The organism is Nonomuraea solani (genome assembly GCF_900108335.1).
GTDB classification, from domain to species: domain Bacteria; phylum Actinomycetota; class Actinomycetes; order Streptosporangiales; family Streptosporangiaceae; genus Nonomuraea; species Nonomuraea solani.
Genome location: NZ_FNVT01000017.1, coordinates 227,010 through 252,846 on the forward strand (window position 1 = coordinate 227,010; position 25,837 = coordinate 252,846).

The 25,837-nt window shown below is 72.0% G+C and carries 29 protein-coding genes; 17 read left to right on the forward strand and 12 right to left on the reverse strand.

Going from position 1 to position 25,837, the window contains the following annotated elements:
* Positions 1 to 56: 56 nt before the first annotated feature.
* On the forward strand, positions 57 to 1,460 hold the full coding sequence (locus tag C4V41_RS61130; RefSeq protein ID WP_146104002.1) for a hypothetical protein: 1,404 nt from the start codon (positions 57 to 59) through the stop codon (positions 1,458 to 1,460).
* 526 nt (positions 1,461 to 1,986) lie between these two features.
* On the opposite strand, the gene C4V41_RS43530 is transcribed toward C4V41_RS61130, so the two are convergent.
* Entirely contained in the window at positions 1,987 to 2,562 is a 576-nt protein-coding gene (locus C4V41_RS43530; RefSeq protein WP_200824615.1) for a helix-turn-helix domain-containing protein, read from the reverse strand.
* Positions 2,563 to 2,623: 61 nt separating this feature from the next.
* Here C4V41_RS43530 and C4V41_RS43535 point away from each other — a divergent pair, with 61 nt between their 5' ends.
* The 3 genes from C4V41_RS43535 (at position 2,624) to C4V41_RS43545 (ending at position 4,956) form a co-directional block, all read left to right on the forward strand.
* Positions 2,624 to 3,544 carry an NAD(P)/FAD-dependent oxidoreductase gene (locus C4V41_RS43535; protein WP_103961892.1) on the forward strand — a complete coding sequence of 307 codons (921 nt, stop codon included), beginning with the start codon at positions 2,624 to 2,626 and terminating at the stop codon, positions 3,542 to 3,544.
* Positions 3,541 to 4,533 (forward strand): MFS transporter, encoded by a 993-nt coding sequence (locus tag C4V41_RS43540; RefSeq protein ID WP_103961893.1) that lies wholly within the window; start codon positions 3,541 to 3,543, stop codon positions 4,531 to 4,533. The genes C4V41_RS43535 and C4V41_RS43540 overlap by 4 nt, the downstream gene beginning before the upstream one ends.
* A gap of 147 nt (positions 4,534 to 4,680) precedes the next feature.
* Positions 4,681 to 4,956: a hypothetical protein gene (locus C4V41_RS43545; protein ID WP_103961894.1), complete on the forward strand. Its 276-nt coding sequence runs from the start codon at positions 4,681 to 4,683 to the stop codon at positions 4,954 to 4,956.
* On the opposite strand, the gene C4V41_RS43550 is transcribed toward C4V41_RS43545, so the two are convergent.
* Positions 4,953 to 5,594 carry an NAD(P)-dependent oxidoreductase gene (locus C4V41_RS43550; RefSeq protein WP_200824616.1) on the reverse strand — a complete coding sequence of 214 codons (642 nt, stop codon included), beginning with the start codon at positions 5,592 to 5,594 and terminating at the stop codon, positions 4,953 to 4,955. The genes C4V41_RS43545 and C4V41_RS43550 overlap by 4 nt on opposite strands.
* Before the next feature lie 103 nt (positions 5,595 to 5,697).
* On the opposite strand from C4V41_RS43550, the gene C4V41_RS43555 reads away from it, so the two are divergent.
* The 3 genes from C4V41_RS43555 to C4V41_RS43565 all read left to right on the forward strand — a co-directional run bounded on the left by C4V41_RS43555 (position 5,698) and on the right by C4V41_RS43565 (position 7,566).
* Positions 5,698 to 6,063 (forward strand): winged helix-turn-helix transcriptional regulator, encoded by a 366-nt coding sequence (locus C4V41_RS43555; RefSeq protein ID WP_103961895.1) that lies wholly within the window; start codon positions 5,698 to 5,700, stop codon positions 6,061 to 6,063.
* A 120-nt stretch (positions 6,064 to 6,183) separates the two neighbouring features.
* The gene (gene moaA / locus C4V41_RS43560; protein ID WP_103961896.1) at positions 6,184 to 7,173 is read left to right on the forward strand and encodes a GTP 3',8-cyclase MoaA; all 990 of its coding nucleotides are present in this window, start codon (positions 6,184 to 6,186) and stop codon (positions 7,171 to 7,173) included.
* 135 nt (positions 7,174 to 7,308) lie between these two features.
* Positions 7,309 to 7,566 carry a DUF6457 domain-containing protein gene (locus tag C4V41_RS43565; protein ID WP_103961897.1) on the forward strand — a complete coding sequence of 86 codons (258 nt, stop codon included), beginning with the start codon at positions 7,309 to 7,311 and terminating at the stop codon, positions 7,564 to 7,566.
* 281 nt (positions 7,567 to 7,847) lie between these two features.
* Here the strand turns inward: C4V41_RS43565 and C4V41_RS43570 are convergent, their stop codons facing one another.
* Positions 7,848 to 8,162 (reverse strand): DUF3099 domain-containing protein, encoded by a 315-nt coding sequence (locus C4V41_RS43570; RefSeq protein ID WP_103961898.1) that lies wholly within the window; start codon positions 8,160 to 8,162, stop codon positions 7,848 to 7,850.
* A 99-nt stretch (positions 8,163 to 8,261) separates the two neighbouring features.
* Here C4V41_RS43570 and C4V41_RS43575 point away from each other — a divergent pair, with 99 nt between their 5' ends.
* Positions 8,262 to 8,474 carry a dodecin gene (locus C4V41_RS43575; protein ID WP_080046529.1) on the forward strand — a complete coding sequence of 71 codons (213 nt, stop codon included), beginning with the start codon at positions 8,262 to 8,264 and terminating at the stop codon, positions 8,472 to 8,474.
* Positions 8,475 to 9,249: 775 nt separating this feature from the next.
* The gene (locus C4V41_RS43580) at positions 9,250 to 9,807 is read left to right on the forward strand and encodes an arsenate reductase/protein-tyrosine-phosphatase family protein (protein ID WP_103961899.1); all 558 of its coding nucleotides are present in this window, start codon (positions 9,250 to 9,252) and stop codon (positions 9,805 to 9,807) included.
* Positions 9,808 to 9,878: 71 nt separating this feature from the next.
* Here the strand turns inward: C4V41_RS43580 and C4V41_RS43585 are convergent, their stop codons facing one another.
* A complete protein-coding gene (locus tag C4V41_RS43585) occupies positions 9,879 to 11,249 on the reverse strand; it encodes a metallopeptidase TldD-related protein (RefSeq protein WP_235030753.1) in 1,371 nt (456 codons plus the stop codon).
* Entirely contained in the window at positions 11,246 to 12,739 is a 1,494-nt protein-coding gene (locus C4V41_RS43590) for a TldD/PmbA family protein (protein ID WP_103961900.1), read from the reverse strand. The genes C4V41_RS43585 and C4V41_RS43590 overlap by 4 nt, the downstream gene beginning before the upstream one ends.
* A 77-nt stretch (positions 12,740 to 12,816) precedes the next feature.
* On the opposite strand from C4V41_RS43590, the gene fabG reads away from it, so the two are divergent.
* Together fabG and fabI are read left to right on the forward strand one after the other, a co-directional pair.
* Positions 12,817 to 13,512 carry a 3-oxoacyl-ACP reductase FabG gene (gene fabG / locus C4V41_RS43595; RefSeq protein ID WP_103961901.1) on the forward strand — a complete coding sequence of 232 codons (696 nt, stop codon included), beginning with the start codon at positions 12,817 to 12,819 and terminating at the stop codon, positions 13,510 to 13,512.
* A 1-nt stretch (position 13,513) separates the two neighbouring features.
* Positions 13,514 to 14,278, forward strand: coding sequence for an enoyl-ACP reductase FabI (gene fabI / locus C4V41_RS43600; RefSeq protein ID WP_103961902.1), 765 nt, complete (start codon positions 13,514 to 13,516; stop codon positions 14,276 to 14,278).
* A 250-nt stretch (positions 14,279 to 14,528) separates the two neighbouring features.
* Here the strand turns inward: fabI and C4V41_RS43605 are convergent, their stop codons facing one another.
* Positions 14,529 to 15,359 (reverse strand): hypothetical protein, encoded by an 831-nt coding sequence (locus tag C4V41_RS43605; protein WP_146104003.1) that lies wholly within the window; start codon positions 15,357 to 15,359, stop codon positions 14,529 to 14,531.
* 127 nt (positions 15,360 to 15,486) lie between these two features.
* On the reverse strand, positions 15,487 to 16,434 hold the full coding sequence (locus tag C4V41_RS43610) for an aldo/keto reductase (protein ID WP_103961904.1): 948 nt from the start codon (positions 16,432 to 16,434) through the stop codon (positions 15,487 to 15,489).
* 64 nt (positions 16,435 to 16,498) lie between these two features.
* Between C4V41_RS43610 and C4V41_RS43615 the strand changes: the two genes are divergently transcribed.
* From C4V41_RS43615 to C4V41_RS43640, 6 genes are all read left to right on the forward strand, one after another.
* Positions 16,499 to 17,185, forward strand: a complete 687-nt coding sequence (locus tag C4V41_RS43615) for an MSMEG_4193 family putative phosphomutase (protein WP_103961953.1) — start codon at positions 16,499 to 16,501, stop codon at positions 17,183 to 17,185.
* 9 nt (positions 17,186 to 17,194) lie between these two features.
* Complete coding sequence (locus C4V41_RS43620) at positions 17,195 to 17,743, forward strand: DUF3090 domain-containing protein (RefSeq protein WP_103961905.1); 549 nt, start codon at positions 17,195 to 17,197, stop codon at positions 17,741 to 17,743.
* Complete coding sequence (locus C4V41_RS43625) at positions 17,740 to 18,504, forward strand: SCO1664 family protein (RefSeq protein ID WP_103961906.1); 765 nt, start codon at positions 17,740 to 17,742, stop codon at positions 18,502 to 18,504. The genes C4V41_RS43620 and C4V41_RS43625 overlap by 4 nt, the downstream gene beginning before the upstream one ends.
* Before the next feature lie 32 nt (positions 18,505 to 18,536).
* Positions 18,537 to 19,187, forward strand: a complete 651-nt coding sequence (locus C4V41_RS43630) for an NRDE family protein (protein WP_103961907.1) — start codon at positions 18,537 to 18,539, stop codon at positions 19,185 to 19,187.
* A gap of 10 nt (positions 19,188 to 19,197) precedes the next feature.
* Entirely contained in the window at positions 19,198 to 20,421 is a 1,224-nt protein-coding gene (mshC, locus tag C4V41_RS43635; RefSeq protein WP_103961908.1) for a cysteine--1-D-myo-inosityl 2-amino-2-deoxy-alpha-D-glucopyranoside ligase, read from the forward strand.
* Positions 20,422 to 20,500: 79 nt separating this feature from the next.
* Entirely contained in the window at positions 20,501 to 21,415 is a 915-nt protein-coding gene (locus tag C4V41_RS43640; protein ID WP_103961909.1) for an NAD-dependent epimerase/dehydratase family protein, read from the forward strand.
* Between the two features lie 3 nt (positions 21,416 to 21,418).
* Here C4V41_RS43640 and C4V41_RS43645 read toward each other — a convergent pair whose 3' ends face one another.
* Genes C4V41_RS43645 through C4V41_RS43665 form a run of 5 tightly spaced genes read right to left on the reverse strand, consistent with a single transcriptional unit; the run spans position 21,419 to position 25,836 of the window.
* Positions 21,419 to 22,375 (reverse strand): UDP-glucuronic acid decarboxylase family protein, encoded by a 957-nt coding sequence (locus C4V41_RS43645; protein ID WP_103961910.1) that lies wholly within the window; start codon positions 22,373 to 22,375, stop codon positions 21,419 to 21,421.
* A complete protein-coding gene (locus C4V41_RS43650) occupies positions 22,372 to 23,244 on the reverse strand; it encodes a glycosyltransferase family 9 protein (RefSeq protein WP_103961911.1) in 873 nt (290 codons plus the stop codon). The genes C4V41_RS43645 and C4V41_RS43650 overlap by 4 nt, the downstream gene beginning before the upstream one ends.
* A complete protein-coding gene (locus C4V41_RS43655; protein ID WP_103961912.1) occupies positions 23,235 to 23,909 on the reverse strand; it encodes an SDR family oxidoreductase in 675 nt (224 codons plus the stop codon). The genes C4V41_RS43650 and C4V41_RS43655 overlap by 10 nt, the downstream gene beginning before the upstream one ends.
* Entirely contained in the window at positions 23,906 to 25,291 is a 1,386-nt protein-coding gene (locus C4V41_RS43660) for a PfkB family carbohydrate kinase (RefSeq protein WP_103961913.1), read from the reverse strand. Before C4V41_RS43660 ends, C4V41_RS43655 begins: the two co-directional genes overlap by 4 nt.
* Complete coding sequence (locus C4V41_RS43665; protein WP_103961954.1) at positions 25,288 to 25,836, reverse strand: D-sedoheptulose-7-phosphate isomerase; 549 nt, start codon at positions 25,834 to 25,836, stop codon at positions 25,288 to 25,290. The genes C4V41_RS43660 and C4V41_RS43665 overlap by 4 nt, the downstream gene beginning before the upstream one ends.
* Position 25,837: the final 1 nt, after the last annotated feature.

Consider the following 25,837-nt stretch of genomic DNA (forward strand, 5'->3'; position numbering starts at 1 on the left):
TTCGGGGCGTGTGTTGTGGTCCTGGCCATTACCGGCCGGTTCCTACCGTCTCGATCATGACCAGAAGCCTGCTTCTCCTCTCGCTCGCGGCGGGGTCGCTCACGGCGCCCGCGGCCGCCGCCGCGACCGAGCCCGCCATCCGCGCCATCACCGTACGTCCCGCGGCCCCGGTCGTCGGCGCGCACGGCTCCGTCCGCCTGGTGATCGACGTGATCGCCAAGGGGGTACGGGGTAAGGACGGCGTCTCCGTCAAGGTCGAACCCGGCACGCCGCCCGCGCCCCTGCTGGCCGACAAGGCGCCTGTGCTCCCGGACCCGGCACCCGACCTCCCACCGGCCTCCGCCCCGGCCCCGGTCCGAGCGCCGGCCCAGCCACCGGTCCAGCCACCGGTCCAGCCACCGGCCCAATCACCGGCCCAATCACCGGCCCAATCACCGGCCCAATCACCGGCCCAATCACCGGCCCAATCACCGGCTCAGCCTCCGGTCCAGTCACCGGCCGAACCGCCGGCCCAGTCTCCAGCCAAGCCTCCGGTCCAAGCGCCGGCTCGACCCGCGGTCCAGCCACCCGGCCAGCCAGCAGGTCAACCACCGGCCGAACCGCCGGCCAAATCACCGGCCCAGGCACCGGCGGAGCCACCGGCCAAGTCGCCGGCCAAGTCGCCGGCCCAATCACCGGCCGAGCCTCCGGTTGTCGCACCGGCCGAACCACCGGCCCAGGCACCGGTCCAGCCGCCAGGCATGGCGCCGGCCCGGCCGGCGGTCGAGCCCCCGGCCGGGTCGCCCGCCGGGTCGCCCGCCGGGTCGCGGGCCGGGTCGCCGGCCGTGGCATCGGCCGGGTCGCCGGCCGCCGCAGCCGTCCAGCCGGAGCGGCGGCACGCGCCCGGCACCGGCCCCAAGGACGGCGTCCCCGCGGCTCGCCCGGTGACCGGCCCGGTTACAGGCCCGGTGATCCCGCCCCGTCTGGTGTGGCGTCTGGCCCCGGCCCCACCGGCTCGTATGACCGGCGGCTGGCAGACCTGGCGCTTCCTCCCGGACAAGCGCCTCAACCGCTACTACGCGGCCGGCACCTGGACGATCACCGTCACCGCCAAGGGCCCGGGCGGGACGACCATCACCGAGTACGCCGCGTTCGACCTCAAGCGGGAGACCAAGCTCACATCGGTGACCGCCGACAAGGCCGCCCGCTCCAACGGCGGCGTGCGCCTGCGCGGCTCGCTCACCCGCGTGGACCCGCGCGGCCTCACCGACCACGGCCCGTTCGGCAAGCAGCCCATCGAGATCCTCTGGCGTCCCGACGCCACCTCGGCCTGGGAAAAGGTGGGACACGCGACCACGGACGCCGCGGGCGCCTTCGTCGCGACGGTGCCGGGCAGGACCGGCGGCTACTGGCGCGCCCGCTACCCCGGAACCAGCCACTACGCAACAGACGCCTCGAAATCCCGACAAATCGTGCAATAAGGCATTAAAGCGCACTAACTTAATCGCTACGCTAAACCGGCGTTGCAAAATCGTGATCAACCTATTCGCAACTTTTCCTTACTCTTACGCGTCATTGGCGTTGACGTGCCCCGGTCCCGGGGTGCGTTTGAGACGGGGAAGGAATTCCGATTTTGATGATGCGACGTCTAGCCGCCGGCCTGGCGGCCGCTGCCCTGGGCACCACGCTGGTGGCCACCGCCGCCTCGCCTGCGTTCGCGGACGACCCGAACTGGGACCCGGATGTCGCGGGTGGCCGCACCAGCCTCCAGTTCGACGCGAACCCTGAGCCCGCGTGGAAGGGCCGCCCCATCACCCTTGAGGGCAAGCTCTCCGTCGCGTGCGACGAGGACTACATCAGCGGTTTCGTCTCGGTGCACCACGCCGACTACTGCAAGAAGCAGGAGAACTGGCACCGCCTGGCCTACAAGCGGATCGTGATCCTGTTCCAGCCGGCCCACAGCGGCCGGTGGGAGCACGTGGACACCATCCGCACCAGCGGCAAGGGCTACTTCGGCACCAAGGTCGAGGCTCGCACGTCCGGTACGTGGCGCGCGGTCTTCGAGGGTGCCAGGTGGCTCGGCCCGTCCGAGGGTACGGACTGGGTCAAGGTCATCGGCCGCCGCTGAGCACCATCACGAACGCCCGGTCGTCCAGGCCGGGCGTTCGCCATGTCCGGGGTCAATTTCTCGGGCAGGCTGCCCGCACACATCTGCTGAAATTTCGGGCACAGGGTGAAATCCGGCTCCGAACACTCCAGCGCGTGCCCGATCAGCGTCCTGGACGCCTCCGCCTGCCGGATCCGCCACTCCAGTTCCGCCTGATGCCGCCGCAGCAGCTCCCGCCTGTCATCGCGGGTGCCGGCGTCGAACATCTCCCGCAACTGCTCCAGCCCGAGCCCGGCCGCCTTGCCCCGCACGATCATCGTCACCCGCGACACCTGGTCCTCGGTGTAGCGCCGCCGCCCGCTGCTCCGCCGCGCCGGCCGGATCAGCCCCATGGCCTCCCAATGCCGCAGCACGTGCGTGGCGAGACCGAACCGCGCCGCCAGTTCGCCGATGCTCATCTCCGCGCTTGACTTCATGTTCACATTAACTTGCAGAGTTGATCCCGCTGTCAACGAACCACCTTTGGAGTGAACGGACATGCGGGACGTGATCATCATCGGCGGCGGCCCCGCCGGACTGGCCGCGGCGCTCACACTGGGCCGGGCGCACCGGCGGGTGCTGCTGCTGGACGCGGACGAGGGCCGCAACGCCACGGCGCACGCGGTGCACAACTTCTTCGGGCACGACGGGACACCGCCCGCCGAAGTACGCCGGATCGGCAGATCGCAACTGAAGGCGTACGAGAGCGTCGAACTCCGGGCCGTTCCCGTCACGGAGGCGCGCCGCACCGGGGCGGGCACGTTCGCGGTGGGGGAGGAGGAGTGCCGCAGGCTGCTGCTGGCCACCGGCCTCAAGGACGACCTGCCCGGGATCTCCGGGCTGGCCGGCCTCTGGGGACGCGCGGCGTTCCACTGCCCGTACTGCCACGGTCACGAGATCACCGGCACGCGGGTCTCCGTCATCGGCGCCACCCCCGACCGCGTACGACTGGCGCTCCACCTCACCCGCTTCACCCCCTTTCTCACCCTCTCCACCCACGGCGGCCCGCTCGCCCCGGACACCCGCGCCCTCCTGGCCCGGCACGGCGTCGCCCTCCGCTGCGAGCCGATCACCCGCCTGGAGGGCGAACCCGGCCGCCTCGGCCAGATCGTCTACGAATCCGGCCCTCCGGCGCCCGCCGACGCCGTCTTCGTCAAGTCCGCCCTCACCCAGCGCTCCACCCTGCCCGGCGCCCTCGGCTGCGCCACGTTCCCGGACGCGACCGTGCGGGTGGACGAGTTCGGCCGGACGAGCGTGGCGGGCGTGTACGCGGCGGGGGACATGGCGCGGCGCGCGAGCATGCCGATGCCCTTCACGGCCGTGATCGCCGCGGCCGCCGCCGGCACACTCGCCGCCGGCGCCCTCGACCAGGACCTCCTCAGCGAAGACTTCGCCCTCCCCAACCCCTTCACCACATGACCACCCCCGGCCCCCAGAACCCACCCGGCACCCCGCCCGACGGTGGCCGTCCCCACAGCGGCCCGCCCACCACCCCGTCCGATCGGCGGGCCGGGGCGGCCGGGGTGCGGTCGAACGTGCCTCTCGCCGTCGTAGGTCTCGTACTCGGTGTCCTCATGTCCGTGCTCGACCAGACCATCGTCACCATCGCCCTGCGTGACATCACCACCGACCTCGGCGGCACGGGCTCGGCCGGTTGGGTCGTGACCGCGTACGTGCTCGCCTCCACCGCCACCGCCACCCTCTACGGCCGCCTCAGCGACCGCTACGGCAGGCGCGCCGTCTACCTGGCCGCCGTCGCCGCCTTCACCGCCGCCTCCGCCCTGTGCGGCCTCGCCCAGGACATGCCGCAGCTCGTCACGGCCCGCGCGATCCAGGGCGCCGGGGCGGGCGCGCTGTTCGCGGTGCCGGCCATCGCGCTGGCCGAGCTGTTCCCCGGCCGGCTGCGCGCCAGGGTCCAGGGCGCCGTCGGAGCGGTGTTCGCCCTGGCGGCCGTGGGCGGCCCGCTCGTCGGCGGCGCCCTCACCGAGGCCGCCGGCTGGCGCTGGATCTTCTACGTGAACGTCCCGATCGGCCTGCTGTCCATCCTCCTGGTGGCCACCTCCCTGCGGCTCCCCAGACCCCAGGCCGACCCCCGCCTCGACGTTCCGGGTGCGATCCTGCTGGCCGGGGCCGCCGTGAGCCTGGTGCTGCTGACCGGACGCCCGGACCGCTACGGGCTGATCGCCCTCACGGCGGCCCTGTTCGCCGCGTTCTGGTGGCGCGAACGCCGGGCCGAGAGCCCGATCATCCCGCCCAGGCTGTTCGAGGAGCGGGCGCTGCGGGTGGTGTTCCCGGCCACGGCGCTGCTGGGGGTCCTGCTGTACGGGTCCATCGTGTTCCTGCCCACGTACCTCCAGGTGGCCTTCGGCCTGAACGCGACCGAGGCCGGCCTGGCGGGCAACCCGTAATTCATCCCCTTCATCGCCGCCTCCGCCCTCGCGGGCGGCCTGCGGCCGCGCACGTCCGTCCTGATCGGCGCGCTGCTGATCATCCCCGGCCTGCTCCTGCTCGGCCGGGCCGACCTGACCAGCCCGTACGCCTACGTCGCCGCCGGCATGGCGGTGCTCGGCGCCGGCTTCGGCCTCGTCATGCAGAACCTCGTCACCCTCGCCCAGAACGCCGCCCGCCCCGCCGACCTCGGCGCGGTCACCTCGGCCGTGCTGTCGGTACGCGGCTTCGGCATGGCCGCCGGCGTGGCGCTCACCGGCGGCCTCCTGGGCGACGGACCACCCCGATCGCTCGCCGCGGCGGTCCCCGGAGCCCTCCTGTGGGGCCTCGTCCCGGCGACCGCCCTGCTGGTCCTCCTGGCCACACTCCCCAGAAAGGACTAGTACGACACCGCCACCTGAACCCGGTGGCGCTCAGGATCGACCGCCTCGTCCACGAGCGCCACCGCCAGGTCCGCGTACGAGAACACCGGATCCCCCTCGGCGGCCTCCGGCACCCGCCCGTCGCCGAACCGGTACCGCCCGGTCCGGCCCGCCTCGTCGTCCAGGAACACCGGCGGCGGCGCGACCACCACCCAGTCGAGCGCCGACTTCCCGAGAATCTCCAGCTCCACGGCATGTCCCAGCGAGAACGTCCGGGCGTCCTCAGGGAACCCGGGCGTGTCCACCAGCCGCACCCCGGGGGAGACCTCCAGCAGGCTGCCGATCCCCAGCGCCACCAGCCGGCCGACGCCCGCCCGCGCCAGCCCGTCCACGAGCGCGCGCGACGCCGCCCCGAAGAACTCCGCCGACGCCACGTCCAGCCGCGCCGCCACCTGCACCGCCACGTCCTGTCCCGCCGCGGCCTCCGCCACTCGGCCGGCGTCGGTGACGTCCCCGGCCACGACCCGCTCCCCGGCCAGCACCGCGTACTTCGCCGGATCCCGCACCACGGCCGTCACCTCATGGCCGCGCGCGGCCGCCTCCGCGACGACCCGCCTCCCGGCCCGCCCGCCGGCCCCGAACACCACGATCGCGCTCATTCCGTACCCCCATCTGTCCGAACGGCCGGACGGCCCGGCCGCTCCGCAGACGGTAGAGGGGAGGATGTCGCTTTCCGCAACGATAGTTACCTACGATGGCCAGATGCCCGAGCCTCTCGATCCGGACATGTTCACCCACTGCCCGCCGGTCGCCGCGCCGATCCGCATCGGCGACAAGTGGACCGCCAAGCTCATCCGCTGCCTGGAGCAGGGCCCGCGCCGCTTCACCGAGCTCCAGCGGCCCCTGCGCGGCATCACGCCCAAGGTCCTCACCGCGTCGCTGCGCGCCATGGAACGCGACGGGCTTCTCACGCGCACCGCGTACGACGAGATCCCGCCGCGCGTCGAATACGAGCTCACCGACCTCGGCCGCAGCCTCCTGGAACCGATGAACGCCGGCTGCGAGTGGTCCAGGAGACATCTGCCCGAGCTGATCCACGCCCGCACCACCTGGCACGGCCTCTCCTGACCGGGACAGGAATCGATCTCCCGGGATATGCGTTGTCGTGCGGTGAAGGGGCGATTTTGAGCGTAGCCCGACGGGCGTCGTAGTCTGGCCCTCTGGCGAACGAACAGGAGGTGACGCCGCATGTTGCGAGACTCGTTCGGACGGGTGGCGACGGATCTGCGGGTGTCCCTCACGGACAAATGCAACCTGCGCTGTACGTACTGCATGCCCCCCGAGGGCCTCGACTGGCTGCCGAACGCCCAGCTCCTGACCGCCGACGAGATCGTCCGCCTGGTGACGATCGGCGTCGAGCGGCTGGGCGTCACCGAGGTGCGCTACACCGGGGGTGAGCCCCTGCTCAGGCGTGAGCTCGTCGACATCGTCACCCGCACCACGGCGCTCGACCCCAGGCCGCAGGTGTCGCTGACCACCAACGGCATCGGCCTGGCCCGCCTGGCCGAGTCCCTGGCCGGCGCCGGGCTCGACCGGGTCAACGTCTCCCTCGACACGCTCGACCCGGCCACGTTCAAGCAGCTCGCGCACCGCGACCGGCACGCCGACGTGATCGCCGGCCTCGCCGCCGCCGACCAGGCCGGGCTGCGCCCGGTCAAGGTGAACGCGGTGCTGATGCGCGGGGTCAACGACCACGAGGCCGTGCCACTGCTGCGCTGGTGCCTCGAGCAGGGCTACGAGCTGCGCTTCATCGAGCAGATGCCGCTCGACGCCCAGCACGGCTGGAGCCGCGACGACATGGTCACCGCCGACGAGATCCTCGCGCTGCTGACCGGCTCGTTCGATCTCACGGCCGACGACCTGGAGGAGCGCGGCAGCGCCCCGGCCGAACGGTTCCTGGTGGACGGCGGACCGGCCAGGGTCGGCGTGATCGGCTCGGTGACGCGGCCGTTCTGCGGAGCGTGCGACCGCGTCAGGCTCACGGCCGACGGGCAGGTACGCAACTGCCTGTTCGCCACCGAGGAGTCCGACCTGAAGACGGCGATGCGCGACGGCGCCTCCGACGACGAACTGGCCGCCCGGTGGGTGGCCGCGGTGTCACGCAAGCGCGCGGGCCACGGCATCGACGACCCCTCCTTCCTCCAGCCCTCCCGCCCCATGTCCGCCATCGGCGGCTGACACCCCCACCCGGGCACGCGCGGGGACCTCACGAAGGCCTGCCGGCATGGGCGCCCCGCATCCTGCGGGCGCCCATGGGCCGGCTGCGACACAGCTGCGACACAATGGACGCCCTGAAGGGTGAAGGAGGCTCGCATGAACGTGCTGCACGAGTGGACCATCCTGGCCTGCGAGGAGCTGGGCATCGACCCGGCCCGCGTGGACCGCGACCAGATCCTCGACCTGACGAAGGAGGTCGCCCACGGGGTCGCCAGGCCGGCCGCGCCGCTGACGGCGTACCTGCTGGGGCTGGCCCAGGGAGCGGGCACCGCACCCGAGGACGCGGTGGCAAAACTGACCACACTGGCGAAGAACTGGGGAGATCAGCGCACCCAGACGCTGACAGACGGCTGACACTCGAACGAACTCTTGAAGTCAAGCCCGCTCCCGCCTGAAGATTTCCTGTGAATAACGAGGCGGGAGCGCATGTAAACGATTTCGGGAAAGCAGCCCTATCAGAGTCTGGGGCTGATCAAAAAAGGGCGACGCCGGGTGGTTACGGGGGCAAACCACCCGGCGTCGCTTCATCGGCGTTCCGACGGGGGCCCGGAACGCCGGCACCAGCACTCCGACGGGGGACCGGAGCGCTTGCCTAAAGCGTACACCTACAACCCATGGGATGCGTCAAGACTTAGTCACGACCCGATCTCGCGTCGATGCAGCGGTATCTCGGTTTGGTTAGCCTCAGGGGACTGAAAGGTAGGTGGCGGGCCTGCCTCGCCCCTCTCATTGGCCCCGATTACCGCTATGTACGGCAAAAAGACGGCCGCGGCGATGAACAGCAGCCGGTACGGCCACGGCAGCGGCACCACCACCGCCAGGATCAGGCAGATCGTCCGGATCCCCATCTTGATGAGGTAACTGATCTCCCGCTTGCGGATGTCCGCGGTCAGCGACGGTTTCGCGTCCGTGACCTGGTGAACGTCCGCCTTTCTGCGCCACCCCTTCATAGCTTCCAAGGTAGACCCAGGATGTGCCGGGGGCGACGGCAGCCCGGCCGGGAGCGGGGGGTCATGCGATCATGGCCCTGGAGTAAGGAGGATGTGGAGATGACGGATCGCACCTACCGGGTCACCGAGATCGTCGGCACGTCGGGGGAGAGCGTCGACCAGGCCATCCGCAACGGCATCAGGCGGGCCTCCGAGACGCTCAGGCACCTCGACTGGTTCGAGGTGACGGAGATCCGCGGGCACATCGACGCGGGAGAGGTCGCGCACTTCCAGGTCGGCATGAAGGTGGGCTTCCGCCTCGAGGACGCCTGACCGCGCTTCTGAGACCGCACGGACGGCACTTCCGGCCGTGCGGCGCCTGACCACACGCATGGGTGACGCGCCCCTGAGTGGCCCGGGAAGCGCCTCAGAGGCCGCCTCAGCGCCCCGGGCCCTCGCGGGCACACCCGCGACGGGCCCGCCAGAGCTACGGCCGGCCTGCGCCCGATGAATGCCCCGCGCCCCCTTCCCACGGCGCCCGCCCCAGCACCCCGCCCCCCGAGCCCCCGCCCTCGCTCCCGGGCCTCCGCCCTCGGCCTCGCCCCTCGGGTGGACCCGCGACGGGGTGGTCCGAGCGGCGGCCGGGCTGCGCTGGATGGCGGCCATCGCCTCCCGGCCCGCCGCTCCCGAGTAGGCCCACGACGGCGCCACGCCTCACCTCTGACGCCCCAACGCCCGGTGGAGCGGTGCCCCGTTGGAGGGGCGGAGTGGCCGCGCTCGCGTCCCAAGGAAGCGGTTGTGCTCGTGCGCGTCCCAAGGAAGCGGTTGTGCTCGTGCCCAGGGGAAGCGTCGTGCTCGCGTCCCGGGGGAGTGGCCATGTTCGTGTGCCAGGGGAGTGGGCGTGGTCGGCCTGAGGGGACGGGCGCGCCCGGGGGTGGCCTGGACGAAGGCGTCAACGGGCCCGCGACCGGACAGCCCGGCGCCCGCGACCGGAAAGCCCCGGGTCCCGAGGCCGGAAAGGGCCGGGGCCGGGGCCGTGCAGGGGGCCGGCGCGGTGTCCGTGCGATCCGCCGCACCCAGGCGGTCCCGAGCGGTTAGATTGGCGGGCGTGAGTGGTGAGTTCCGCATCCTCCTGGTGTGCACGGCGAACATCTGCCGTTCCGCCATGGCAGAGGTGATCGCCAAGGCGATGCTCCATTCCGCGGCCTTCCCCGTCACCACGGGAAGCGCGGGAGTGCGCGCGCTGGTCGGCCATCCGATGGCCCCGCACGCGGTCGCCGCACTCGACAAGCTCGGCCTCGACGGCCGCGCGCACCGGGCCAGGCCGCTGGACCCCGTCCTGATCGGCTCGGCCGACCTGCTGCTGACCATGGAGGCCGGGCACCGCGCCGTGGCCGTCGGGCTCGACCCCCGGGCCGAGCACAAGACGTTCACACTGCCCGAGTTCGCCTTCCTGGCCTCGGGCGCGGGCCATCGCCGCTACCGCTCCGACACGGCCGAGCGGGCGCGCGCCATCGTCGCCTCGTCCGCCGAGCGCCGCGACCACCGGCGGGCCCTGGAGGTCTACGACCCCTACGGCGGCCCGCCGGCCGGCTACGAGACGTGCGCCAAGACGCTCGGCGATGCCCTCAGCCACGCCCTGGGAGCCCTCCTGGGCCCCCGCTGAGGTCCGCGCGCTGAGGTCACCGCTGAGGTCCGCGCTGAGGTCACCGCCAAACCAAAGCCGCAGGCCGCGGGTCAGCTCGCCTGGCTCACCGTCGACATGTTGAAGTCCGGCACGCGCACGGCCGGCATGATCGTACGCTGGAAGTAGTCGTTCCACTCGCGCGGCAGCGTGCGCTCGCTGGACCCCACCTCCGTCAGCCGTCCGAGCAGATCCACCGGGCTCTCGTTGAAGCGGAAGTTGTTCACCTCGCCCACAACCTCACCATGCTCGACCAGATAGACGCCGTCCCTGGTCAGCCCGGTCACGAGCAGGGTCTGCGGGTCGACCTCGCGGATGTACCACAGGCAGGTGACGAGCAGGCCGCGCCGCGTCGAGGCGATCATCTCCTCGAGCGACCGCCCACCCTCAGGGCCCGACATGATCAGGTTGTCGATGCCCGGCGTCACCGGCAGCCCGCTCAGCTCCGCCGAGTAGCGGGTCTGCAGCAGCGCCTCCAGCCGCCCGTCCTTGATCCAGTCGGTCGGCCCGAGCGGCAGCCCGTTGTCGAACACCGAGCTCTGCCTGCTGGAGCTGTGCGCCGTCACGAACGGCGCGCACGCGATGCCCGCCACCCCCGGGTCGCTCGACAGCGAGACGGGCAGCGTGGCAAGCTGCTCGCCCACGCGGGTGCCCCCGCCGGGCTTGGCGAACACCGAACGTCCGTCGAGCGCGTCTCTCGCCCCCGCCGACCAGAACATGTAGATCATCAGGTCGGCCACCGCGCTCGGCGGCAGCAGCGTCTCGTAGCGGCCCGCGGGCAGGTCGACCCGGGTCTTGGCCCACTCAAGACGCTGGGCCAGCGAGGCGTCGAGCGCGGCCACGTCGACGTCGGTGAAGTCGGGCGTGGACACGCCGGTCCACGCCGAGCGCTTCAGGTCGGCGGACTTGGCGTTGAGCTCAAGGCGCCCGGTCGGCTGGTCGTGCCGCAGCCGCAGGCCCGTGGACGTGCCCAGGAACGTCGAGGTCAGCGAGTGCTCCGCGAACCCGTACAGTCTCCTGCCGGCCGCCTGCGCCGTCGCGAACGCGTCGCCCAGCGCGGGCGCGAACCGCTCGAACACCTCGATGTCGGTCGGCCGCACCTCCTCGCCCCAGTGCGGCGACTCCGCCACGCCCTCCACGAGCGCCCGCGCGTCCTCGGCGGGCCGCGCGTCCCGCGCCGCGGCGTCGGCCGCCGCCACCACGTCTTCGAGCTGCTCATCGCGTACGGCGGCGCGCGAGACGACCCCCACGCCCTGCCCCGCGATCGAGATCACCGTCAGCCGGGCCGAGCGGGCGACCCCGTTCGTGGTCAGCGTGTTGCCCGCGAACCGCAGGTTGGCCGTGGACTCCTCGTCCACGAGCACCACGCAGCCGTCGTTCCGGGAGAGCCCGAGCGCCCGGTCCACCATCTCCTGGGGAGTCACTTCCCGGCCTCCTGCACCGTGTTGAGGATCCGCACGCCCTTGAACAACGCCGACGGGCACCCGTGGCTGACCGGCGCGATCTGCCCCGGCTGGCCCTTGCCGCAGTTGAACGCGCCACCGAGCACGTACGTCTCCGGCCCGCCCACCGCCTCCATCGACTGCCAGAAGTCCGTCGTCGTCGCCTGGTAGGCGAAGTCTCTGACCTGCCCGTCCAGCTTCCCGTGCGAGATCCGGTACGCCCGCTGCCCGGTGAACTGGAAATTGTAACGCTGCATGTCGATCGACCAGCTCTTGTCGCCGACGATGTAGAGGCCCCGCTCGACCCCCGCGATCAGCTCCGCGGTCGAGGGCCCGCCGGGCGCCGGCACCAGCGACACGTTGGCCATGCGCTGGATCGGCGTGTGGCCGGGCGAGTCGGCGAACGCGCACCCGTTGGACCGGCCGAGCCCTTTCAGCAGCGCCATCCCCCGGTCGAGCTGGTAGCCCACCAGGATGCCGTCCCTGACGATGTCGAAGCTCTGCCCCTGCACGCCCTCGTCGTCGTAGCCGATCGTGGCCAGGCCGTGCGTGACGGTCCTGTCGCCGGTCACGTTCATCAGCGGCGACCCGTACACCAGCTCGCCGAGCTGGTCGAACGTGGCGAAGCTGGTGCCCGCGTAGGCGGCCTCGTAGCCCAGCGCGCGGTCCAGCTCCGTGGCGTGGCCGATCGACTCGTGGATCGTCAGCCACAGGTTGGACGGGTCGACCACCAGGTCGTAGTCGCCCGCCTCGACCGAGGGCGCCGCCAGCTTCTCGGCCAGCAGCTCGGGCAGCCGGGCCAGCTCGCCCTGCCAGTCCCAGCCGGTGCCCGTCAGGTATTCGTACCCGCGCCCGGCCGGCGGCGCGATCGTCGACATGTCGTCGAAGCCGCTTCCGGCCGCCTTCATCGCGTTGAGCTTCGGATGCACCCGCACCCGCTGCTGCGTGGTCACCGTGCCCGCCGTGTCGGCGTAGAACTTCTGCTCCTTGACCTGCAGCAGCCGCGCCGACACGTGGTCGGCGCCCTTCAGCAGCCCGGCCGACCAGTCGGCCAGCAGGCTCACCTTGTCGGCCGTCGCCACCTCGAACGGGTCCACGTCGTACGCCGACACCCACACCGCCCCGGCGTGCACCGGCTCGGGCGCCAGCTCGACGGGCTCCCTGTTGATCGGGGCGCTCACCTCCGCCACCCGGACGGCCTGCTCGGCCACCACGGCGGCGGCCTCGGGCGTCAGGTGGACGCCGGCGGCGAACCCCCACGTGCCGCCCTTGACCACACGCACGGCGTAGCCGAGGTCGTCGGCGTCCATGGAGCCTTCGAGGCGCGCGTCGTAGAGGCTGAGGGTCTCGGCTCTGACGCGCTCCAGCCGGAAGTCGGCATGCTCGGCGCCGAGGTCACGAGCGCGTTGCAAGGCGGCGTCCGCGAGCTGCCGCAGCGGCAGCTCCAGGAAATCGGGATCGATCTGGCGCATGTCCACGATCCTAACCCCGTGATCTTGTCCCACCCGGACAAGGGGATACCGGCGGGTAGGGGATAGCGTCAGGTGCCATGGCACGCTCTGTACTCGTCACCGGGGGCAATCGCGGCATTGGCCTCGCGATCGCCCGTGAACTCGCCGCGGCCGGCGACGCCGTCGCGGTCACCTACCGATCCGGGGAGCCGCCCGAGGGCCTGTTCGGCGTGCGCTGCGACGTCACCAGCATGGCCGACGTCGAGGCCGCCTTCGACAAGGTCGAGGCCGAGCACGGCCCGGTCGAGGTCCTGGTCTCCAACGCGGGCATCACCAAGGACACGCTGCTGGCGATGATGAAGGAAGAGACCTTCACCGACGTCATCGACGCCAACCTGACCGGCGCCTACCGCGTCGCCAAGCGGGCCATCAGGCCCATGATGAAGCTCAAGCGCGGCCGGATCATCCTCATCTCCTCCGTCGTCGGCCTGTCCGGCCAGGCGGGCCAGGCCAACTACGCCGCCTCCAAGGCCGGCCTGGTCGGGTTCGCCCGCTCGATGGCCCGCGAATACGGCTCCCGCAACATCACGGTCAACGTGGTCTCTCCCGGCTTCGTCGCCACCGACATGACGGCCGAGCTCGACACCGCGGCGATCGTGGCCAACATCCCCCTCGGGCGGCAGGCGGCTCCCGAGGAGGTCGCGCGCGTCGTACGGTTCCTGGCCGGCGACGACGCCTCCTACATCACCGGGGCCGTGATCCCCGTCGACGGCGGACTTGGAATGGGGCACTGACGTGGGACTTCTCGAAGGTAAGCGGATCCTCGTGACGGGCGTCCTGACCGACGCCTCGATCGCGTTCTCGGTCGCCAAGCTGGCCCAGGAAGAGGGCGCCACGGTCGTCCTGACCGGGTTCGGCCGACTCAGCCTGGTCGAGCGCATCGCCAAGCGCCTGCCCGCGCCCGCGCCGGTGCTGGAGCTCGACGTCCAGAACACCGAGCACCTCGACTCGCTGGCCGCCCGGGTGGGCGAGCACGTCGACGGCCTCGACGGCGTGGTCCACTCGATCGGCTTCGCCCCGCAGACGGCGCTCGGCGGCAACTTCCTCAACACCTCCTGGGAGGACGTCGCCACCGCCCTGCACGTGTCGACGTACTCGTTCAAGTCCCTGGCGGTGGCCTGCCTGCCGCTCATGAAGGACGGCGGCGCGGTCGTCGGCCTCGACTTCGACGCCTCGAAGGCGTGGCCCGTCTACGACTGGATGGGCGTGGCCAAGGCCGGCCTGGAGTCCGCCAACCGCTACCTGGCCCGCGACCTGGGCAAGCAGAACATCCGCGTCAACCTGGTGGCGGCCGGCCCGCTGCGCACGATGGCGGCCAAGTCGATCCCGGGCTTCAAGGAGTTCGAGGACAGCTGGCCCGAGAAGGCCCCGCTGGGCTGGGATCTTTCGGACACGGTGCCGGCGGCGAAGGCGTGCGTGGCCCTGATGTCCGACTGGTTCCCGGCGACGACGGGCGAGATCGTCCACGTCGACGGCGGCGTCCACGCGATCGGCGCCTGACGGCCAAAGCCTGACCGGCCGCATCGCATCCGACCGGTTGCGTCCGACCGGTCAGGGTCGCCGGGCGGCCGCCACAGCCGGCCGCCCGGCGACCTGATCGGCGCCCCCGTACTTCAAGGCCTGGTCCACGACCCCCCCGTCGTCTGGGCCAGGCCACTGCGTACGAGGCTAGAAAAAGGGTGCGCGCCGTGCCACGGTGCACACTGCCCGATCACGCCGGGAAAGCGTGCACACCGCACCGCTCACAAGCTCACGCGAGCCGGTGCCGCCCATTACCGGCCCTGGCCGGCTCGAACGGGATCGACTCCGTCGGCTCAGTACGGTGGCGGCGCTGCTGCACGATCCGGGTGGCGAGGACCGCCGAGCCCAGGAGCGCGATCGTCAGAACGGTCCCCAGCACGTCGGAGGCCGGCGGGCTGGGCCGGACCACGCGCTGGTCCTGCATCGGGACCGTCAGTTCATGGGCGAACGGGTTGGGCCACAGCAGGTCGACCCGCGGCTCCTCGGCGTCCACCGTCTTCCGCTCGGGGACCGGCCGCCCCGTGTCCACCTGCTGCGGCCGGCTCTCCGGCCGGGAGGTGGTCGGCACAGGCGCCGCCGAGGCCTTCGAGCGGCCCTCGACCAGCCGTCCCTTGCGCGTGCCCGAGGGGCTGGGCGACGGGCCGGGGGTCACCGTGCCGACGCCTTCCTGGTCTTTGCAGGCCAGCACCGGCAGGCACACGTCGTTGAGGGTCTCCGGCACCAGGCCGGTCTTCGAGGGGTCCGGCGTCGTGCCGGGCTTGGCGGTCGATCGGCCGGAGTCGGACTTGGTCGTCGGCACCGCTTCACCGACCCGCCCGAGCACCTCGTCCGTGGTGTCGTCGACCCCGCTCGTCACCCGGTCGGTCGTGCCCCCCGTGAGGGTGTCGACCGTGCCCGTCACCGCCTTCACCACGTCGCACAGGGTGTTGGTCACCCCCGAGAGCAGGCCCCCGTCGTGCGCGCAATCCTGTACGGCCGCCGAGGCGGCAGGGGCCCCCACGGGGACGGCCGCCAGTGCCACCGCGAGAACTCCAGCCGAGATCGCGGTCCTGCTCCCCATCCGTCCCCTCCTGCGTCGCTTCCGGGGGAAATCTTTATGGACATCGCTCGCCAGACGCAGGCGTTTGCCGGGTAAAGTTGCGATTCGGTATCGACTAGTGATACGCGAGAGAGTCTCTCTTTCCGTATCAGTCGAGTGACGACACGTCATCGAGGGCCTCTCGGATCTCTCTGGGCAGCACCACGTCTTCTGCGGGCAGGACGCCCTTGAGCTGCGCGTGTGTACGGGCCCCGACGATGGCCGAGGCGACGCCGGGCTGGTCGCGCACCCAGGATAGGGCGACGGCGAGCGGCGACACACCAAGACCGTCGGCGGCCGTCATGACGGATTCGACGACCCGGCGGCTGCGCTCGTCGAGATAGGGCCGGACGAAGTCGGCGAAGTGGGGCGTCGCGGCGCGCGAGTCGCCCGGGATCCCGGTGCGATATTTGCCGGTCAGCACCCCGCGCCCGAGCGGCGACCAGGCCAGCACGCCCACGCCCAGGTGCGCCGCGGCGGGCAGCAGCTCGCGCTCCGGCTCACGGGCCAGCAGGGAGTATTCGACCTGGGCCGCGGTGACCGGGATGCGGCCGGGCACCATCCGCTGGGTGACGGCGGCCGCGGCCAGTTGCCAGCCGGCGTAGTCGCAGACGCCCGCGTAGACGGCCCGGCCGGAGGAGACGATCGCGTCGAGCGCGGCCAGGGTCTCCTCCAGGGGCACCTCGGCGTCGTAGGTGTGGAGCTGCCACAGGTCGACGTAGTCGAGCCCGAGACGGTTGAGCGAGTCGTCGACCGCGGCGATCAGGTGACGCCTGGAGGCGTCGCGGGGACGGCGGCCCGACGGCGTCACCACGGCCTTGGTCGAGATCACCAGCTCCGAGCGCGGCACCGAGTCGCGCAGCATCCGGCCCAGCAGCCGTTCGGAGTCGCCGCCGGTGTAGACGTCGGCCGTGTCGACGAGATTGCCCCCCGCGTCGAGGAACGTGCGGAGCTGGGCGGCCGCCTCGTCCGCGTCGGTGTCACGCCCCCAGGTCATCGTGCCGAGCCCCAGCCGGGACACCGACAGGCCGCTGTGGCCGACATAGCGCTGCTCCATGATCCCGCCAGGTTACCGTCCACGTCGATGAAACGTTGTGATCGACGCCTGCGACACTTGCTGTGTGACCACGCTTCTTCTGGCCCGGCACGGGCTGACCGACCTCACCGGGCCGGTGCTCGCCGGGCGTACCCCGGGAGTGCATCTGAGCGAGGCGGGCAGGGCGCAGGCCGCCGCGCTCGCCGGGCGCGTCGCGGGCGTCAGGCTCGATGTCATTGTCTCCAGCCCGCTCGAACGCTGCCGGGAAACGGCGCAAGCGGTTGCGGAAGGCCGCGAAACGGACGTCCAGATCGACGATCGCTTCATCGAGTGCGGCTACGGCGCGTGGACCGGCCGGCCGCTCGCCGAACTCGCCAAGGAACCGTTGTGGCAGGTCGTGCAGGCGCACCCGAGCGCGGCGACATTTCCGGAAGGGGAGTCGCTGACCGCGATGCAGCATCGGGCCGTCTCGGCGGTCCGGGAGTGGAATCAACGCCTCGGGGGGAAGGGTGTCTACCTGGTCTGCAGCCACGGCGACGTGATCAAGGCGATCGTCGCCGACGCTCTGGGCCTCCACCTCGATCAGTTTCAGCGCATAACCGCCGATCCGGCGGCTCTCACCGTCATTCGCTATGCCCCCCTGCGTCCCTTTGTTCTCAGGGTTAACGATATGGGGGAATTGAGGCTTCCCGAGGATTCGGAGGAGAAAGACGGGGGAGAAAACATCACCGGGAGCGATGCCGCCGTCGGCGGCGGGCCCGGAACCACGTAAGGTCAGGCTATGCCGGTCTTCGACTACGACCCACCAGAGAGATTCGTCGCCGGTGCCTTGGGGCAGCCGGGCGCACGGGTCTTTTTTCTGCAGGCCAGGGCCGAGGGCAGACTGACCACGGTGGCGCTGGAGAAATTGCAGGTCGCGGCGCTCGCGGGCAGGCTCGACGAGCTGCTCGACGAGGTGCTGCGCCTGAGCGGGGGCGTCGCCCAGGTGCCCGCGCTCGCTCCCGCCGACCTGGCCGACGACGCGCCCCTCGACGTGCCGCTCGCGGAGGACTTCCGCGTCGGCACCATGGCACTGGCCTGGGACGCCGAGAACTCGCAGGTGGTGATCGAGGCGCAGGAGGTCGTCGACGAAGACGATCTCGACAGCCCCGAGCCCGCGGTGCTGCGCGTGCGCATCAGCGCGGGCGCCGCGCGCGCCTTCACCCAGCGGGCCCTCCAGATCGTCTCGGCGGGCCGGCCGCCGTGCCCCCTGTGCGGACAGCCGCTCGACGCCGCCGGACACGTCTGCGTCCGTCTCAACGGCTACCGCGGGGGTGAGCAGGCTTCATGACCGCTCCGGAGAGCGAACCGGCCATCAAGCCCTCCCCAACGCCGTCCATGCATGACGAGGAGGCCCTCGCGCTGCTGCGCGACGGCACCGTGGAGGTCGCCGGCCGCCTCGTCGAGGCGACCAACATGACGCTCTACTGCTCGGTCAAGCTCGGCTCGCGCTCGGCCGCCTGCGTCTACAAGCCCGTACGCGGCGAGCGCCCCCTGTGGGACTTCCCCGACGGCACCCTCGCCGCCCGCGAGGTGGCCGCGTTCGAGGTGTCGCAGGCGACCGGCTGGCGCATCGTGCCGCCCACGGTCTACCGCGACGGGCCCTTCGGCCCCGGCATGTGCCAGCTCTGGATCGACACCGAGCGCGAGATCGACCTCATGCGGCTGGTCAAGAGCCGCAACCCGGTCGTGCGCCGGATGGCGGTGTTCGACGCGGTGGTCAACAACGCCGACCGCAAGGGCGGTCACCTGCTGCCGCTGCCCACCGGGCACGTCTATGGAGTCGATCACGGCGTCTGCTTCTCCGCCGAAGACAAGCTCCGCACGGTCCTGTGGCAGTGGCGCGGCAAGCCGCTGGCCCGCGAGGCGGTGGCGGTGCTGGCCAAGCTGGAGCGCGACCTGGAGTCCGGCTCGCTGGGGCGCCGGTTGCGCGAGCTGCTCACGCAGGCCGAGGTGGAGGCCACCTGGCAGCGGGTCAGGCGGCTGCTGGACACCGGGGTGCATCCGTACCCGTCAGAGGGCTGGCCCGCCATACCCTGGCCCCCCATCTGAAATACCCCAAACCCGTTTAATACCCTTTGCCCATGTGCACGCTCATCGTGAGAACAGGGCGGCCGCTGACCCTCATGGGCGTGCGGGACGAGTTCGAAGACCGGCCCTGGGAAGGGCCGGGGGAGCACTGGCCGGAATATCCGGGCGTGATCGGCGGGCGTGACCTGAAGGCCGGCGGCACCTGGCTGGCCGTCAACCCGGCGGCCCGCCGCGCCGCGGCGCTGCTCAACGGCCACGGCCGGGAGGCCGCGCAGGCGACCAGGATCTCGCGGGGAGACCTGGCGCTGCGGGCGGCGTACACCGGCGAGCTGCCCGCGGGCGACCTGTCCCGCTACGACCCCTTTCACCTCGTGCTCGCCGGCCTGGCCGGGATCCGGCTGCTGAGCTGGGACGGCGACCGCGCTGCCGTCTCCGCTCTGCCCGAGGGCACCAGCATGGTCGTCAACACGGGCCTGGACCCGGAGAGCGAGCGGGTGGTGGCGTACCTGCCCCGGTTCGCGGGCGCCACCGCATGGCGGGAACTGATCAAGGCGGAGCCGTCCTCCGACCGGAGCGCGCTGATCATCCGCCACGAGGCTCCGGACGGCCGGATCTTCGCCTCCCTGTCGGTGATGGAGGTCACGATCGCGCCGGACGATGTGACGTACGACTTCATCGACCTGACCGCTGATCGGGACGGATAGGCTCAAAGACATGAGATCGTGGTCTGCCCAGAACATTCCCCAGCTCCCAGGTGAGAGCATTCCGCTGAGTCTCTACGACACCTCGGCCCGGCAGGTCCGGCAGACCGATCCGGGGCCCACGGCCAGGATGTACGTCTGCGGCATCACCCCCTACGACGCCACCCATCTCGGCCACGCCAACACCTACCACGCCTTCGACCTGGTCGGCCGGATGTGGCGGGACGCGGGCCACGAGGTCCACTACACCCAGAACGCCACCGACGTGGACGACCCGCTCCTGGAGCGCGCGGCCCAGACCGGCGTCGACTGGCAGGACCTGGCCGAGCGCGAGATCGAGCTGTTCCGCGGCGACATGGAGGCCCTGCGGATCCTGCCGCCGCGCGAATACGTCGGCGTCACCGAGGTCGTCGGGCAGGTGGCCGGCCTGATCGCCCGGCTGTCGGCCAAGGGCGTCACCTACGAGCTCGGCGGCGACGTCTACTTCAGCGTGGCCGACGCGCCCAAGTTCGGGCAGGTGTCCGGCTACCCCGAGCAGGAGATGCTGGCCCTGTTCGCCGAGCGCGGCGGCGACCCCGACCGGCCCGGCAAGCGGCACCCGCTCGACTGGCTGCTGTGGCGGGCCGAGCGGCCCGGCGAGCCCGCGTGGGACTCACCGCTGGGCCGCGGCCGTCCCGGCTGGCACATCGAGTGCACCGCGATCGCGCTCGACCACCTGGGCCCCGGCTACGACGTCGCGGGCGGCGGCTCCGACCTGATCTTCCCGCACCACGAGTGCGGCGCCTCCGAAGGGCACGCCGCGACGGGCGAGTGGCCGTTCGCCAAGTTCTACACGCACGCCGGGATGGTGGCGCTCGGCGGCGAGAAGATGTCGAAGTCCAAGGGCAACCTGGTCTTCGTCCACAAGCTGCGCCTGGAGCACGACCCGATGGCGGTCCGGCTGGTGCTGCTGGCCCATCACTACCGGGCCGACTGGGAATACGTCCCCGCCATGATGGCCACGGCCGAGCGCCGCCTGGCCCGCTGGCGTTCCGCCGTGGCGCTCGCCTCGGGCCCGCGCGCCGAGGAGCTGCTGGCCACGGTGCGCGCCCGCCTGGCCGACGACCTCGACTCACCGGCCGCGCTGGCCGCGATCGACGCCTGGGCCGACGAGGCCCTGCCGGACGGTGGCCCCGACTCCTCGTCCCCGGCTCTCGTCCGCGACCTCGCCGACGCCCTCCTGGGCGTGTCCCTGTAGCGAAGCGGCCGCCCGTTCCCAGGCGGCCGCTTTTTTGTTACCCTGATAATCAGTAACACTGACGATCTATGGGACTGACATGATTCTGATCACCGGTGGCCTCGGATTCATCGGCACGCACACCACCCGCGCGCTGCTCGACCTGGGGGAGTCCTGCGTGCTCGTCCAGCGCCGCCAGGGCGCCTCCGCCGACGAGCGCGTCGTCGTCGAACAGGCCGACCTCACCGACGAACGGGCCCTCCTCTCCATCGGGGAACGCCACAAGATCACCGGCATCGTGCACCTCGCCGGTTCGATGCCGTGGCCGCCCGGCGGGCACGAGCCCGCCGAAGGCGCGGAGAGGGCGCTCAAGAGCCTGTTCAACGTGTTCAGGGCCGCCCAGGAGTGGCAGGTGAGCCGGGTCGGGCTGGCCAGTACGATCGGCGTGTACCTCGGTGCCTCCGGTGAGAGCCCTTTCGCCGAGGACGTTCCGCTGCCGATGACCGTCGCCCACCCGATCCCCGGCTTCAAGAAGATCGGCGAGCTGATCACCGACCACCTGGCCGGCGCCATGGGCATCGACGCCGTCACCTACCGCATTGGCGCCATCTGGGGGCCCGGCGGCCACACCCCGTCGCCGTTCTTCGGCGCGCCCCAGCTCGTGCACGCCGCCGCCCACGGCACTGATCACGGCGATCTGCGGGCGGGCGACGGCATGGACCTGCTCTACGCCAGGGACTGCGGCCGGGCCATCGCCCTGCTGCAACTGGCGGAGCGGCTGCGGCACCGTACGTACAACGTGGCCTCCGGGCGGCGGACGACCAACGGAGAGGTCGCCGCCGCGATCGCGAAACTCGTCCCCGGCGCCCGCCCCCACCTGACGGAGAGCCCCGAGACCGGCCTCTGGCTCGACGTCACCCGCCTGCGCGAGGACACCGGCTTCGAGCCGGAGTACGACACCGGGCGCGGGGCCGCCGACTACCTCGCCTGGCTCGGCGCCGGCAACCCCAGGTGAGCCTCAGACTCTCGCCAGTTGCTCGATCAAGCCCAGCTCGGCGGAGAACCACTCGATCGTCCGCCTGAGCCCCTCCTTGGCGGGCACCTCCGATGACCAGCCGAGCCGCTCGGCCGCCAGCGACGTGTCCGGCCTCCTGACCTTGGGATCGTCGGCCGGACGGTCGATGTACCTGATCTCCGACGACGACCCGGCCAGGTCCCTGACCAGGGTGGCCAGCTCGATCATGGTCAGCTCGTCGGGATTGCCGATGTTGACGGGCCCGGCGAAGTCGCTGCGGGCCATGGCCAGGATGCCCGTCACGGTGTCGTCCACGTAGCAGATCGACCGCGTCTGCGAGCCGTCGCCGGTGATCGTGATCGGCTCGCCGGTCAGCGCCTGCCGGATGAACGTCGGGATCGCCCGCCCGTCGAACGGGCGCATGCGCGGGCCATAGGTGTTGAAGATGCGCACGATCCCGGTGTCGGTGGCCCGCGACTGGCGGTAGGCCGTGGTCAGCGACTCGGCGAAGCGTTTGGCCTCGTCGTAGACGCTGCGCGGGCCGACCGGGTTCACGTTCCCCCAGTACGTCTCGCGCTGCGGGTGCTCCAGCGGGTCGCCGTACACCTCGCTGGTCGAGGCCAGGATGAACCGGGCGCCCTTCTCCCTGGCCAGCCCCAGCGCGTGCAGGGTGCCCACGCTGCCCACCCGCAGGGTCTCGATCGGATAGCGCAGGTAGTCGGCCGGCGAGGCGGCCGAGGCGAAGTGCAGCACGAGGTCCAGTCGGTCCGGCACGTGCACGTACCCGGTCAGGTCGCACTCGATGAGCCGGAACTCGGGCCGGACGAGCAGATGCTCGACGTTGCGCGGCCCGCCGGTGAGGAAGCTGTCCATGCAGACGACGTCCGCCCCCTCCTCCAGCAGCCGCTCGCACAGATAGGAGCCGAGGAACCCGGCGCCCCCGGTGACCAGAGCCCTCATGACGTGACCTCCATGACTGCGTCGACGACTTCGGAAACCTCGATCTTCAGCAGGCCGGGGTCGACCCGCTCCCCATGCGGATCCCCGTTGCGCCCGGCCCACAGCGCCACGTGGCGCCAGCCCGGCGGCGGCCCCCACAACGCGGGGGAGACCGGCCCGAACAGCACCACCGACGGCACGCAGAACGCCGTCGCCAGATGCGCCACGCCGGTGTCGCCGCAGATCACCAGCCGCGACCTGCTGACCAGGTCGATCAGGTCGGCCAGGCAGGTCCGCCCGGCCAGCATCCGCCCCGGCGGCAGGCCCGCCAGTTCGGCGACCTCGCGGGCCAGCGGCACCTCCTGCTCGGTGCCCGTGATGACCACGTCGTCGAGCTGGGCGGCCACCTGGGCGAAGCGCTCAGGCGGCCAGCGGCGGGCCGGGTGGGCGGCGCCCGGATGCAGGATCACCGGCCCCGTCCTGTCGGAGGTGCCGAGTGTCAGGTCGGTGGGGTCGGCGGGCACGCCGTGCCATTCCAGCAGGTCGCACCAGCGCCGTACCTCGTGGACGTCGTCCGGCCACGGCGGGCCGGTGCCGAAGCTGATCAGCCGCCCGGGATCGGTACGCCGCAGCGCCTCGATGCTCTGCGGCCCCTTCCCGTGCAGGTTGACCGCGATGTCGGGCCGCTCGAACGGGATGGGCCCCGGCCCCGACACGTCCACGTGGCCGTCCACCGCGCCGGTCAGCGGCAGCAGGGCCTCCAGCGCCCGCGGCGCCGCCAGCGTGATCCGGTGCTTGGGAAAGGCCTGACGCAGCGCTCGCAGCGCGGGCACGGCCGTGAGCAGGTCGCCCAGCCCGAGCCCGCGCAGTACCAGGAGTTCTAGGGCCATGACGTCTCCGTGGACGGGCACACGACGAGCTCTCTCACCTCGCATCCGGCGGGCTGCCGAAGCGCGAAGACGATCGTCTGCGCGACGTCGGCAGGATTGTTCAGGCCCGCTTCCGGACCCGGTTTGTACTGGTCCGGCCGGCCGTCGAAGAAGCCCGTCCGCATGCCGCCGGGGATCAGCAGGGTCACCCCCACCTCCCCGCGCAGCTCGACGGCCAGCCCCCGGGTGAAGCCGACGACGCCGAACTTCGAGGCCGAGTACGCCGACGCGTCGCTGAGCGGCCGCAGCCCCAGCGTCGAGGCGCAGGTGACGACCTTGCCGCGGGTGTGCTTCAGGTACGGCAGCGCCGCCCGTACGACCGAGGCCGTGCCCAGCAGGTTCACCCGGATGACCCGCTCCCAGTCGTCGGCCGGCACGTCCTCCAGCCGCCCGCACGCGTCGATGCCCGCGGCCGTCACCACCCCGTCCAGCCCGCCGGCCCGCTCGGCCAGCTCACGTACCGCCCGCTCGGCCTCCCTCCGTTCGGACAGGTCGGCCGTGACGTGCTCGAAGCGCTGGTCTGGCTCGCGCACGTCGACGACCAGGGCCTTCCAGCCCTCCTTCTCCACCGCCTCGGCGGTGGCCAGACCGAGCCCGGAGGCTCCTCCGGTGATCAAAATGTTCACTGGATCTCCCTGATCAGATTGGTTGTCGAACGGCCCGGCAGGGTGCTCAGTACGACGATCTCCGCGCCGAGCCGGCCGAGGACCTCGGATTCGGGCAACCGCTCACCCTCGTAGTCGCCGCCCTTGACCCACACGTCCGGGCGGAGCAGCTCGATGGCGCCGGCGGGTGTGTCCTCCTCGAAGACCAGCACCGCGTCCACGCAGCCCAGTCCCCGCAGCACCTCGACCCGGTCGAGCGCGTTCACGATGGGCCTGGACGGGCCCTTGAGACGGCGTACCGAGTCGTCGGAGTTGACGCAGACGACCAGCGCGTCGCCCAGCGCCCTGGCCCGCCGCAGCAGGCTCACGTGGCCCGCGTGCAGCAGGTCGAAGCAGCCGCCGGTGGCGATCAGCCGGCCGCCGGACGCCCGGGTGAGCGCGGCCACCTCCAGCGCCGTGCGCGGCCGGTCGCCGAGCCGCTGCTCCCGCACCCTGACGGACGCGGCGCCGCCGCGCTCGACGAAGCGCGAGGCCGCGGCCACGGCGGCGGTGACGGCCTCCTCGGCGCCCGCGCCGTCGCCCAGCGCCAGCGCCGCGGCGCTGGCGAACCGGTCGCCCGCGCCGCACGCGTCCCGGCCGCCGGCCCGCACCGGCGGCGTCACCGTGATGACCGGGCCGCCCTCGACGGCCAGCGCGGCACCGCGCTCGCCGATCGTGACGGCCACCGCCCTGGCCCGCAGAGCCCTGACGAGGCGGCGGGCGGCCTCGTCAGGGCCGTGATATCCCGACGGGCACAGCAGCTTCGCCTCCGCCTCGCTCGGCGTCAGCAGCGCGCAGCCGGGCATCGGCTGCTCGCCCCGGGGATGCGGGTCCCACACCACCGGCACGGTGCTCTCGCGCAGCAGGTCGCGAGCCATCCCGGCGACGCCCCTGCCATAGTCGGACACCAGCACCGCGCCGGCCGACTCGATCTCCGCCGCGAGCTCGGCGACGAGCGTGCCCCCCGCCGTGCGCCCGGCTGTGTGCCCAGCCGTTTTCCCTGCTGTGTGCCCGGCCACGCCGTCGCCGGTGTCCAGCCTGACCAGGCTCTGGCCGCCCGACCTGATCCTGGTCTTGCGGACGGTGCCGCCGCGCAGCGGCAGGCGTACCAGATCGAGCTCGCCCGACAGCAGCCCGCACAGGCGGTGGCCGTCGGGGTCGTCGCCGATCGCCGTGATCAGCACGACCTCGGCGCCGTCCCGCGCGGCCAGCAGCGCCGCCAGGCCCGCCCCGCCGGGGCGGGCCTGCTCGGCGCACACGTCGAGCACCGGCACGGGCGCGTCCGGGCAGAGCCGCTCGGCCTCACCCTCGACGTCCACGTCGAGCGGCGTGTCGCCGATGACGACCAGCCGCCCGGCCTTCACAGCGCGTCCTCCACCGCGTCGCACAACAGGTGGATCAGCGCCAGGTGGACCTCCTGCACGGTGGCGGTCTCCCACGCCGGTACGGCCACCGCGTCGTCGCACAGCCCCGCCAGCGCGTTCGGCGCCGGTCCCGTCATGGCCCAGGCCAGCAACCCGGCCCCCTGCGCCGCCGCGGCCGCGGCCAGCACGTTCGGGCTGGCGCCGCTCGTGGACAGGCACAGCAGCACGTCGCCCGCGCGGCCGTGCGCCCGGACCTGACGGGCGTAGACCTGGTCCGCGCCGAAGTCGTTGGCGATCGCCGTCAGCGACGAGCCGTCGGCGTGCAGCGGGATCGCCGCGTACGGTGGCCTGTCCTCCCTGAACCTGCCGACCAGCTCGGCCGTCAGGTGCTGCGCCTCCGCCGCCGAGCCGCCGTTGCCGCAGGCCAGCAGCCTGCCCCCGGCGGCCAGCACGCCGGCCAGCTTCCCGCCCCAGGCTCGTACGGTGACCGCGTGATCATCCACCTTCTCCAGCGTGTTCCAGAGCTTCTCGAGATGTACGTCCATG